The sequence below is a fragment of the Vulcanococcus sp. DEBay_Sum29NL08_54 genome, assembly GCF_017859255.1.
Classification (GTDB): domain Bacteria; phylum Cyanobacteriota; class Cyanobacteriia; order PCC-6307; family Cyanobiaceae; genus Vulcanococcus.
Genome location: NZ_JAFMNJ010000041.1, coordinates 1 through 11,379, shown reverse-complemented (window position 1 = coordinate 11,379; position 11,379 = coordinate 1). Strand labels below are relative to the sequence as shown.

General features: G+C 63.3%; 9 protein-coding genes. 4 read left to right on the top strand and 5 right to left on the bottom strand.

Annotated elements, in window-relative coordinates; all coding sequences use genetic code 11:
- Positions 1–158: 158 nt before the first annotated feature.
- The gene (locus tag QZ186_RS10355; protein ID WP_296416700.1) at positions 159–494 is read left to right on the top strand and encodes a hypothetical protein; all 336 of its coding nucleotides are present in this window, start codon (positions 159–161) and stop codon (positions 492–494) included.
- 329 nt (positions 495–823) lie between these two features.
- Here the strand turns inward: QZ186_RS10355 and QZ186_RS10350 are convergent, their stop codons facing one another.
- The 4 genes from QZ186_RS10350 to QZ186_RS10335 form a co-directional block, all read right to left on the bottom strand.
- Complete coding sequence (locus tag QZ186_RS10350) at positions 824–1,633, bottom strand: carbamoyl-phosphate synthase L chain (protein ID WP_296416699.1); 810 nt, start codon at positions 1,631–1,633, stop codon at positions 824–826.
- A 474-nt stretch (positions 1,634–2,107) separates the two neighbouring features.
- Positions 2,108–4,603, bottom strand: a complete 2,496-nt coding sequence (locus tag QZ186_RS10345; protein ID WP_296416698.1) for a ligase-associated DNA damage response DEXH box helicase — start codon at positions 4,601–4,603, stop codon at positions 2,108–2,110.
- Positions 4,600–6,240 (bottom strand): ATP-dependent DNA ligase, encoded by a 1,641-nt coding sequence (locus QZ186_RS10340; RefSeq protein ID WP_296416696.1) that lies wholly within the window; start codon positions 6,238–6,240, stop codon positions 4,600–4,602. The genes QZ186_RS10345 and QZ186_RS10340 overlap by 4 nt, the downstream gene beginning before the upstream one ends.
- Positions 6,237–7,262: a ligase-associated DNA damage response exonuclease gene (locus QZ186_RS10335; RefSeq protein ID WP_296416694.1), complete on the bottom strand. Its 1,026-nt coding sequence runs from the start codon at positions 7,260–7,262 to the stop codon at positions 6,237–6,239. The genes QZ186_RS10340 and QZ186_RS10335 overlap by 4 nt, the downstream gene beginning before the upstream one ends.
- Before the next feature lie 95 nt (positions 7,263–7,357).
- Here QZ186_RS10335 and QZ186_RS10330 point away from each other — a divergent pair, with 95 nt between their 5' ends.
- Positions 7,358–8,434, top strand: a complete 1,077-nt coding sequence (locus QZ186_RS10330) for a class I fructose-bisphosphate aldolase (RefSeq protein WP_296416693.1) — start codon at positions 7,358–7,360, stop codon at positions 8,432–8,434.
- On the opposite strand, the gene nadA is transcribed toward QZ186_RS10330, so the two are convergent.
- Positions 8,431–9,399 carry a quinolinate synthase NadA gene (gene nadA, locus QZ186_RS10325; RefSeq protein ID WP_296416692.1) on the bottom strand — a complete coding sequence of 323 codons (969 nt, stop codon included), beginning with the start codon at positions 9,397–9,399 and terminating at the stop codon, positions 8,431–8,433. The genes QZ186_RS10330 and nadA overlap by 4 nt on opposite strands.
- 46 nt (positions 9,400–9,445) lie before the next feature.
- On the opposite strand from nadA, the gene QZ186_RS10320 reads away from it, so the two are divergent.
- Positions 9,446–10,297, top strand: a complete 852-nt coding sequence (locus tag QZ186_RS10320) for a TIGR04168 family protein (protein ID WP_296416691.1) — start codon at positions 9,446–9,448, stop codon at positions 10,295–10,297.
- 3 nt (positions 10,298–10,300) lie between these two features.
- Positions 10,301–11,377, top strand: coding sequence for a hypothetical protein (locus QZ186_RS10315; RefSeq protein WP_296416690.1), 1,077 nt, complete (start codon positions 10,301–10,303; stop codon positions 11,375–11,377).
- The last annotated feature ends 2 nt before the right edge of the window (positions 11,378–11,379 follow it).

Here is an 11,379-nt window from a genome sequence, read left to right as displayed (position 1 = left end):
CCGGGAGATGGTTCGCCTTGAAGTGGAAGTCCGCAGACTGCGGTACGGCTACTGATGCCCTCGGAGCGAAGCGCCTCAATGGCTTCAGACACCGCCGATGACGATGGGCTGATCAGCCGCTGATCTGCGGCTAGAAGGTCAACAGCGAAGGTCTGTCCATGGTTGGTGCACTCCTGAACTGGACGTCGTTGGTTGGACTCTTCCTCGTCTTCTACGGCCTGGCCACCGCTCCTTTATCGATCGCCCAGATCTTCTTCACTCTCCAGCGCGGAGCTGACTGGTCACCCGCTGTCCTCGCAAAAGCAGCCCTGGTCGTTCTGCAAGCGGTCGGGCGCTTTCTGATGTTGCCGCTCTGCGGGGTGCTGCTCTTCTTTCAGGGCTGGCGTCTTGACCCCGTTCTTCAGTTGAGCCTGTTCCTCTTGGTCTTCGGGGTCGTTGCGGAGTCACTGCCGAGCATCGTCTCCGATTACTCCAAGTGGAAACATCGCCCCTAAGACTTTGTTTTAGCCGATTGCCCCGCGCAATCAAGCGATGACCCCTCTCATTCAGTGAGATGAAGACATCTAAGTAGCCGTCATCCATCAAGATCTGAAGGCTTGAGCGGCTCCGATACCCACGCTCTCTTGCTGCCGCTGCAATGCTCTTTATCGGCACTAGCTGACTGAATCCTGTGTCTAAACCAGCCTAGGAACTTCGGCCCTGACACTAGACAAGCTGCGGGCCTTCGGATGACCCGAAACAAGACCAGCAGATAGAACCCGACGAGGGAGCATGGGAAAACGGCTTAATAGACCTTAATCAGTTAGCGAGAGAAGCGGATTGCCTACTCAATCTCTATGCGTATGTCGCGATTGGGAGGTGCTGCCGACAACGCTGATACAACCACTGAATCAGTTAATGGTGCTCCACTTTCTTGTGAGTTAGTCTTGAATCTCCATGTGATATCAAACGACGCTCTTGTCTTGAATTCTTTGTCGTAAGTAACACTGGCTCCAATGAGAGTGGAGCTATCGATCGCATACGATAAGCGACCAAGTACACCAGATCCATCAGACTCCTCTTCGGCAGGATTGAGCTGCAGGTAGTACCCAATGGACGCCTTTAAATTGGGATTCAAGTGGCGACCTATGTTGATCCCAAGCGTGGTCAGCTCGTCAACTTGATATGAGTCATCAAGTTTATGCTGGGTTTCGGATGCAGGCAGTAAAGCGTAGGCATCCAAAGCAAGCTTTTCCGAAATAGCCTCGACATTAATGCCAACCTGCTGAAACAAGAATGTCTTTTCGCCGCCAATATTAGTCCCACTATTTATTCCGCTGCTGGTCACAGGTCGAGTGTCATAGCCAGCGTTCAAGCCATACATCCAATTGCGATCGCCATTCAGCCAACGTAGTCCAAGTCGTGATGATGACGAGATTGCGGACCCTGAAATGGTCGTATTTACAACACTCGAGATCTCGCCAACGTCGGGAAAGTTGACGTTGCCTTGTATATCAGCAAACAACACACTGTTCTTTGTTTTGAGCAATGGAAGGAAAGCTCCGATGCCTGCCATGTTTGGCGTGCCAGCACCCTGGCTTCGTGCCTGGATGCCGACTTGAGGTTTGACGATCTCCTTGAGGCTGATGCTCATCACCCCAAGGTCCTCAGCTGACCCTTGATCTACGACAGGCTCGGCATTAACCGAAGGGAGAGTCGAAAATGCACAAACCGTTGCAGCCGCAGCGCAAAAGGGTCTTTTGAGGGACATCGAAGGTTTCCCTCGCGACTTATTTGTTCTACCTTCCCCGATTACCAGCTTGTTTCAGCTACTTAAAGACCAGCTTGCTGGGTGGAGCAGAACGTGCGCTGAGGGGTGTTGTTGAGGGAGCTATGGCACTCCCCGGCTCGGACGGCGCTTTCTTTAGTGCGGCTCCAGCTCGGTTATGTCGCGCTGCTTGGCCCAGGCTTCACGTCGTGCGTCCATACAGAAGCTTCAAGTGCAGGGCGGCGGGTCGCCAGGTCCGTAGGAGGAGTGCGTGTAGATGTCGGCGTTGGCGGGTGCAGCGATGCCGATGCCGGCAAGGGTTGCGAGGAGGGTGGTTTTCACTTGCGGTGACTCAGAGGGCTACCGCTCCGCCCTTGTGGCTTCTGAAATCAGGCGCTGAACCCTGTCCAGCACTGACTCATTACTGAGCCTGGATCCCAAACGCTCCACCAGCAAAGGGAAGGCCAGCGGCCCGGGCCGTTGGGTGCGCTCCATCAGCCATTCACTGGAGGCCATTCGCTCCAGTGCCGCGCGCAAGCGTTGCGTCTCGAGTTGCTCCTCCAGCACCTCACGGCGGGCCTGCTCCAGCAGCAGGTGATCCGGCTCGTGTTTTTGAAAGACGTCAAAGAGCAGGGCGGCGCTGATCTGCAGTTGACCGCCGGTTTTGTTCTGTCCGGGCATGGCCTGGGTGACCAGGCCGCTGACCTGGGCAATGGAGCGAAAGCGGCGGCGGCAGAGCTCTGAGAAGTTCAGGGCCTGCTCCAGGTCGGCGTCCAGGTTGGCGACGTCGAGCAGCTCATCGCCATGGAGCTCAATCAGCTCGTCAAAGGGGTAGCGCTTGGGGGCAAGCAGCTCAAAGCCGTAGTCGTTGATCGAGACCGTGACCGTGCTGGGCCGGTAACGGGCCAGGCGCCAGGCCCAGAGAAAACCAATGCCTTCATGGACAAAGCGCCCTTCGAAGGGGAAGACGAAGAGATGGCTGCCCTCACGGCTCGAGCACACCTCCAGCAGGATCTGCTCCCGCCTGGGGATCCGTGAGAGATCAGCCTGGCGCCGCAGCAGTGGTTCCAGCGCCCGTAATTCCGGTGTGTCGAGCTCCGCTTCATCGCTCAGGCCCTGGGCACAACGATCGACCTCCTCCCGCAGGTGTTCGCTCAGCAGATCAGAGAGGGCCATCTGTCCTCCGGCCCAGGCTGGAACCGTGGAGCTCTTGCGGCTGGTGGCCTTGACCTGAGCAGTCATCTCACGCAGGCGCACGAACTCGAGTTGCCGCCCGGCAAAGAAGAAGACATCGCCCGGTTTCAGCCGTCCGATGAAGGCCTCTTCCACATGACCGATGACAGCGCCCCGTACAAACCGCACGGTGACGGAGCGATCCGCGGTGATCGTGCCGATGTTGAAGCGGTGATGGCGGGCGATGGTCTTGTCGAGCACCCGGTAGCGATAGGGCTGGCCCGCTTCTGCCGGCTCATCGCTGTCTGGCCTGCAGCGCACCAACTTGCGGTAGCGGGGGTAGGCCCCAAGGCATTGGCCCCCGTGCTCGAGAAAGTCCAGGCACCACTGCCACTGAGCGTCACTGAGGTTGCGGAAACTCCAGCTGCTGCGAACGGTCGCGAGTTCTTGCTCGGGCTCAAACCCCGGGCCGCAGGCCCGGCTGACCAGATGCTGAAGCAGGACATCGAGGGGGAGTTCCGGTGGTTTGCGGTGTTCCACCAAGCCACTGGCCAGGCCCCGGCGCATGGCACTGACCTCCAGCAGCTCCAAGGCGTTGGTGGGCATGAACAGCACCTGCGACGTCCCACCGGGGCAGTGGGCGCTGCGCCCGGCCCGCTGCAGCAGCCGCGCCAGATTTTTGGCACTGCCGATCTGCACCACCCGCTCCACCGGCTGGAAGTCCACCCCCAGGTCCAGGGAGCTGGTGCAGACCACCCAGCGCAGATCCCCCGCCTTGACGGCCGCTTCGATGGCCTCCCGTTCCGTGCGATCAATCGCGCTGTGGTGCAGGGCCAGGGCGTCCTCCATCTCCGGGCAGGCGAAGCGCAGGCACTGGTGCCAGCGCTCGGCCTGGTTGCGGGTGTTGGTGAAGAGCAGCGTGCTGATGGCGGGATCGAGTCCCGCAATTAACTCCTCGTACATCCGCAGTCCGAGGTGGCCCCCCCAGGGGAATCCGTCGATCTGCTCGGGCAAGAGGCTGCGGATGGCGGTCTCCCGCTGCAATTGCGCCGAGACGATCAGGGGCTTGCTGCCTGTTGCCCCAAGGGCTGCCTGAGCTGCCTCCTCCAGGTTGCCGATCGTCGCGCTGATCGCCCAGGTGCGCAGTGCGGGGCGTTGCTGCCGCAGCCAACTCAGGCAGAGCTCACACTGGCTGCCCCGTTTACTGCCCATCAGCTCATGCCACTCGTCAATGACGACGGCCTGAAGCCCCTCGAATAACGCCGGTGCCTTGGGGTTGGCCAACAGCACACTCAGCGATTCCGGCGTGGTGATCAGGATTTGCGGTGGGGTGCGCAGCTGCTTGCTGCGCTCATAGGTCGCCGTGTCGCCATTGCGGATTCCGACACGAATCGGCCAGCCCATGGCCTCAATCGGTTGCTCAATCGCCAGGGCCAGATCCCGCGAGAGGGCCCGCAGGGGCGTGATCACCAGCAGGCGCAGGCCCTTGCCTTGGCCTGGCTCCTGGAGCATCTCGGCGATGGGCCCCATCACGGCGGCGTAGGTCTTGCCTGAGCCGGTCGGCACCTGCAGCAATCCGCTCTGGCCCTGGAGGTAGGCGTTCCAGACCTCCTGTTGAAAGGCCATGGGTGACCAGCCTTGCTGCTGGAACCAGGCTTCGATCGGCTGAAGCGCGCTGGTCATCGCCCCTCCATCAAGGCCAGGGCACTGGCGACGCTGTCGGCCTCAGAGGCGGGTTTGTCTTGGCGCCAGCGACTGATGCGCGGGAAGCGAACCGCCAGGCCGCACTTGTGACGTTTGGAGGGTTGCAGACCTTCGAAGGCCAGCTCGAAGACCAGGGTCGGCTCGACCGCTCGAACCGGACCAAAACGCTCGGTGGTGTGGGCCCGGATCCAGCGATCCACTTGCCGAATCTCGCCATCGTCGAGGCCCGAGTAGGCCTTGGCGAAGGTCACCAACTCGCCCTCGTCATTCCACAGCCCAAAGCTGTAATCGGTGTAGAGGTTCGCTCGCCGACCACTCCCGGATTGGGCGTAGAGCAGGACGGCATCGAGGTGGAAGGGTTCGAGCTTGTGTTTCCACCAGTGCCCGCGCTTGCGACCCACGAGGTAGGGGGAGGGTTTCGCCTTGAGCATCAGCCCTTCGGCCCCTTTCTCCCGCGCTTGCTCCCGCAGGGGCTCGAGCTCGCTCCAGCCCTTGAGGGCAGGGGTCTCGGAGAGGCGTAAGCGTGACCGCTCCTCGCCGTGCGCTCGGGCGTCGCTCCAGCGTTGAACCAGCGTTTCCAACTGCTCACGGCGCTCCTCCAGCGGCGCCTGCCGTAGATCACATCCCTCCAGCTCCAGCAGGTCGTAGGCCATGAAGGCCGCTGGGCACTGCTTTTGCAGGGTCCGGCTCGGGGCCTTGCGTCCGAGGCGCCGCTGCAGGGTGGCAAAGGGTTCTGGGGCTGGGGCCTCGGCCTGCCAGATCAAGACCTCCCCATCGAGCACCGTTCCCTGCGGCAAGGTCTCAGCGAGGCTGATCAGCTCCGGAAAGGCCTCATTGATCAGGTCCTCGCCGCGGCTCCAGAGACTGCAACCGCCACTGCGGTGGATCAGCTGACCGCGGATGCCGTCCCACTTCCACTCCAGTTGCCACTGGTCCGCAGGGGTCTGCTGGATCTGCTCGAGTTCGATTGGGCTGGCGAGGAAAAACGGATAGGGCCTCGCCGCCAGGGCATCGCCATCACTCGCGGCTGCGGTCAGCGCGGTGAAGCTCTCAGCCGAGGGTGTGAACCCGCCCATCAGGCGATGGGCGATGAGGGCTTCATCGAGATCGGCGCTGCGGGCGACGCCGCGGGTCACCAGCCCGGTCGATACCCCGACGCGGAAACCACCACTGAGCAACTTGTTGATCAACAGGAGCTCGTTGTTGGGCAGGGTTTGCCAGCAGCCAATCACCGCGGCCTCCTGCTCCTCCCCCTCCGCTGCAGCCAGTTTCGGGAGGACCTGCTCCATCCAGTCCCCCAGGCTTCTCTCTGGGGCCTGCCTTGGTGGATCCGTTTGGTGTTGGCCCCAAAGCAGGGAGACCGTTTCGGCCGAATCCCCCACCTGGTTGCTGCAGGCTTCGAACAGCCAATCCGGCAGCGCCAGGGCCTTCAGGCAGATTTCGCGCAGGCGCCGGCCGGTGATTAAGCGCTTGCGGCGCTTGCCCAAGAGCAGGGCCAGGGCCCAGGCCCCATCAGCCGGAGGAGCCGAGCGGAAATAGGTCTCCAGGGCCTCCAGCTTGGCTGTGGTGCTGCTTGTGCCATCGAGTTCAGCGAAGAGTGCGGAGAAGGCCTTCATGGCGTCTCCTCCTCATCGAAGCGTTCGGCTTCAAAGGCCCCCTCGAGGGGTTCAGCGCTGATGCCCTCCACCTCCTTGAGGTAGCGCGAGAGCACGGCGCTCTGGCCATGGGTCACATAGACCTGCTGGGCTTGGCTCTCCTGAACGGTTCGCACCAGTCCGGACCAGTCGGCGTGATCGCTCATCACGAAACCGCGGCCATAGCCCCGCCGGCGCCGTGCTCCCCGTACGGCCATCCAGCCGCTCACAAAGCCGTTCTGGGCCTTCGCCAAGCGACTCAGCCCCCGGCTGCGGTGGGCCGCCGGCGGCGCAATCACCAGGCGTCCCGCGAGGGATTCATCCTTGGGCAACTGGGAGAGAGCCATCGTCGGTGGCATGGCAACCCCCGCCTCGCGGTAGGGCGCCATCAGTCGATCGACGGCGCCATGGAGCAGCACCGTCTCCTCGATGCCGAGTCGCTGCAGCTCGGCGAGCACCCGCTGTGCCTTCCCAAAGGCGTAGCAGAAGAGCACCGAAGGCTTGTCCGGCGCGCCGCGCCACCAGTTGACGATTTCACGGGCCACCTCCGCCCCGCTTTGCCAGCGGTAGATGGGAAGGCCAAAGGTGGCTTCGCTGATGAAGACGTCGGCCTGAACGGACTCGAAGGGTGCGCAGCTGGGGTCGGCGCAGCGCTTGTAGTCGCCGCTGACCAGCCAGCTCTCTCCGCCGGCCTCCAGTCGGATCTGGGCGCTGCCGAGCACGTGTCCTGCCGAGTGAAAGGAGACCCGAGCGTCGCCAATGCGGTTCAGGTCCCCGTAGCCCACCGGCAACAGATTGATCTCGGCCCCCAGCCGCTCCCGCAGGATCCCCTCACTCGAGGCCACGGCCCAGTACTCCCCACATCCCGGCCGGGCGTGGTCGGCATGGGCATGGGTGATGAGGGCCCTGGGGACTGGCCGCCAGGGATCGATCCAGGCACCAGCTGCCGCGCAGTACAGCCCTTCTCGGGTGAGCTGCAGCAGGCCGCCTGGGGCGAGGGGCATGGGCGCTGGCGGGCGTCATCGGCCTGAATCATGACCACCCAGCTCCCAGCACCGCGTTTTCTCGCTAGTCAGGGGGGACCCCCTGCTGCCCTGGCATGGCCCTGCAAGCGTTTCGTGATGAGCTGGCCAGCACTGCTGCTGCCCTGGCAGCCCCGGGAACTGGACTCTTGGCGGCGGATGAATCCACCGGAACCATCGGCAAGCGTTTTGATGCGATCGGACTGGAGAACAGCGAGGAGAACCGGCGCGCCTACCGCAGTCTTCTGGCCACCACCGAGGGCCTCAGCGAGCACATCTCTGGCGTGATTCTGTTCGAAGAAACCCTCTTTCAAGACAGCACGACTGAGGCCGGTGGGGGACCGATTGTCGAGTTGTTCAAGGCCCAGGGCATCGTTCCCGGGATCAAGGTCGATCAGGGGGTGGAGCCCTTGGCCGGCGGCTTAGAGGGCGAGTCCTGGTGCACCGGCCTGAAGGGCTTGGCGGAGCGGGCAGCGCGCTACTACGAACGCGGTGCGCGCTTTGCGAAGTGGCGGGCGGTGCTGCAGATCAGCTCCCATGGCTCACCATCGGAGCTCTCCGTTAAAGAGAACGCCTGGGGATTGGCCCGCTATGCCCGCACCGTTCAGGAGCAGGGCCTGGTGCCGATCGTGGAGCCGGAGATCCTGATGGACGGTGAGCACGACATCACCACGACCGCCGCGGTCCAGGAATGGGTGTTGCGCACCACCTACGAAGCCCTAGCGGTCAATGGGGTCTTTCTTGAGGGCAGCTTGCTGAAGCCGTCGATGACCTGCGCAGGGGCGGCCTGCCCCCAGCAACCCACGGCCGAAGAGGTGGGTGAATTCACGGCCCGCACCTTGATGCGCACGGTTCCCTCGGCCGTACCCGCGATCCTGTTCCTCAGCGGGGGCCTCAGCGAAGAGGACGCGAGCCTCTGTCTCAACGCCGTGAACCAGGCGGCCTCTGGAGCCCCTTGGCACCTGGGCTTCTCCTATGGCCGGGCCCTCCAGCATTCCTGCATCAAGCACTGGGCAGGATCGGATCTCAAGGCGGGGCAAGCCGCCCTGATGGCCCGGGCCCGTGCCAACGGCGCCGCCAGCCTGGGGAGCTATGTCGCTGGATCCGAACCCTCGGATGACAGCAGCCTCTTTGTGGCGAACTACAGCTATTAGCGGCTCATCTCGAGCATTTTTTGAATCGGTGCGAGGGCCCGCAGGCGCATCGCTTCATCCATCTCGATGCGCGGCTCCATCGACTCCAGGCATTGCCAGAGCTTCTCAAGCGTGTTCAGACGCATGTAGGGGCAGGCGTTGCAGCTGCAGCCATCGGCGCCGGGGACCTCAAAGAACGCCTTGCCTGGAACAGCCTTGCGCATTTGATGCAGGATTCCTGGTTCCGTCAGGACGATGAACTCCTGGGCTGCACTGGCTTCGGAACGCCGTAGCAGGGCGCTGGTGGAGCCGATGAAGTCGGCGTGGTCCAGGAGGTGCTGCTGGCACTCCGGATGGGCCAGCACCTCTGCCTTGGGGTGATCCAGTTTCAGTTGCAGCAGGCCCTGCTCGCTGAAGGTTTCGTGAACGATGCAGCTACCCGGCCAAAGGGTGAGTTCCCGGCCGCTCTGGCTCTGGACCCAGCGCCCCAGGTTCTGGTCCGGCGCAAACAGGATCGGTTGATCAGCGGGGAGCTGATTCACCAGATCGACGGCATTGCTGCTGGTGCAGATCAGGTCGCTCTGGGCTTTGACTGCAGCCGAACAGTTGATGTAGCTGACCACCAGGTGGTCGGGATGCTCGGCCCGAAACTGGGCGAAGCCATCGGCTGGGCAGGCATCCGCCAGGGTGCAGCCCGCCTCCAGGTCCGGCAGCAGCACGGTCTTCTGGGGGCTGAGGATCTTCGCGACTTCGGCCATGAAGTGCACCCCGCAGAAGACGATCACCTCGGCATCGGTGGCCGCTGCCTTGCGGGAGAGCTCAAGCGAATCGCCAATGAAGTCGGCGATGTCCTGAATCTCTGGCTCTTGGTAGTAGTGGGCCAGGATCACGGCATTGCGTTGCCGTTTCAAGGCGGCAATGGCCTCCGGTAGATCCCGGTGAGCAGGGCAACCGGAGGGGGTGTTCTGGGCTGCCGCGAAAACCAAGGATCTGGCCCTAAGTGGTGCAGGATGGCGGAAGCCTAGGCACCGCTTGGCCCCCCTCCGCATTGCCATCGCCGGAGATTTGCATGGCCAATGGGACGGCCTGGATGAGGAGGTTCTGTCCCAGGTCAAACCGGACGCCCTGCTGGTCGTGGGCGACCTCAGCGACGGCCAGCAGGCCATCCCCAAGCGTCTCTCGCGCCTGGCCTTGCCCTTGGCCTGCATCCTTGGCAACCACGACACCGGCCGCGATGCCAGTGGCCGCACCCTTCAGGCGCAGTTGACGCTTCTGGGGGATCTGCACTGCGGCTGGGGCCTGCGGGAGTTGCAGCCCCCGGGGCTGGCTGTCGTGGGAGCCCGTCCGGCCAGTGCCGGAGGGGGGCATTACCTCAACCGCGCCGCCGAGGCGGTCTTTGGTCCGGTGGGCGTCGAGGAGTCTGCCGAGCGCATCACTGCAGCGGCATTGCGGGCTGATCCCTCGATCCCTCTGGTGGTTTTGGCCCATTCCGGCCCGACGGGTCTGGGTAGCGAGGCCTCCGATCCCTGCGGCCGCGATTGGAAGGCCCCGGCCTGTGATTGGGGCGATCAGGATTTAGCCCTGGCGATCGATCGCATTCGCCGCAGTCGTCCTCTGCCGTTGGTGGTGTTTGGCCACATGCATCACCGGCTGAAACGCGGTCAGGGGGAGCGTCAGAGCTTCTGCCGGGATCGATCCGGGACGGCCTATCTCAATACCGCGTTTGTCCCCCGCCACAGCGAGGACGCCCAGGGTCGTGCCCTGCGCCATTTCAGTTGGGTGGAGTTCCAGGGCGGCGTGCTGCAGGAGGTCTCCCATCGCTGGTTCAGCCATGCCGGCGCCCTGCTCTACCGCCAGACGCTCTATCGCGCGGAGGACGTTTAGACGGTGCTGATCTACGTCTGCATCAGCGGCCATGGCTTTGGCCATGGCTCCCGCGTCGCCTCTGTCTTGAGCGCCCTGCACCGGTTGCAGCCGTCCTGGCGGATCGTGCTCTCGACGCCCCTGCCGGCTCGATTTCTCGACTTGGCCTTTGAGGAGATTCCCTTTGAGCACCGCCCCTTGCGCTGGGATGTCGGAGTGATCCAGGCCGATGCCCTGGGGGCTGATCCAGACGCGACCTTGGCGGCACTGGAGGCCCTGGACGAGCGCTTGCCCCAACAGATTCAGCAGGAGCTGGCCTGGCTAAGAGAGCAGGCTGAACCGGTTGTGTTGCTCGCGGATGTCCCCCCCGATGCGGCCCGTTTGGCGAGGGCCCTCGCCGCCCCGTTGATCTGGATGGGCAATTTCGGCTGGGATGCCATCTACCGGCCCATGGGTGGTTCCTTTACGGCCCTGGCAGAGCGGGCCCTGGGGCTCTACCGCCAGGGAACGGCTTTGATTCGCTGCCCCCTGGCCATGGAGATGGACTGGGGGCTCCCCTCCCATGACGTCGGTCTCACCGCCGGTCGTCCGCGCCTGGATTCAGCAGCGGTGCGCGATCGACTGAATCTGCGCGCAGCCCCAGATCGGACCGTGCTGATGGGATTCGGTGGATTGGGCCTCCAGCTCAACCCTGGGCTGTTTGCCCGTTGGCCAGACCACCACTTTCTAGTGAGTGATCCCGGGCTGCACTGCGAGGCCAAGAACGTCAGCGTTCTCCCGCAGGATCTCCGCCCCCTGGAGGTGATGCCCCTCTGCTCGCGCGTGATCACGAAGCCCGGCTACAGCACCTTTTGTGAGGCAATGGCCCTGGGGCTTGGCATTCACCTGGTCCATCGCGAGGGCTTTGCGGAGGCCCAGGTCCTGGAAGAGGCCCTGCAACGGCATGCTCCCCATCGCCTGTTGAGCCGGGCGCAGTTGGAGAAAGGGGAGTGGCAGCTCGATCAGCCGTTGATCCCCGCCAGCGGATCCGGCTTGCCTCCCGATGGGGCCGATCAGGCGGCTCGGATCCTGATCGCCTTGGCTTCGGACTTGAGGTGCTGATC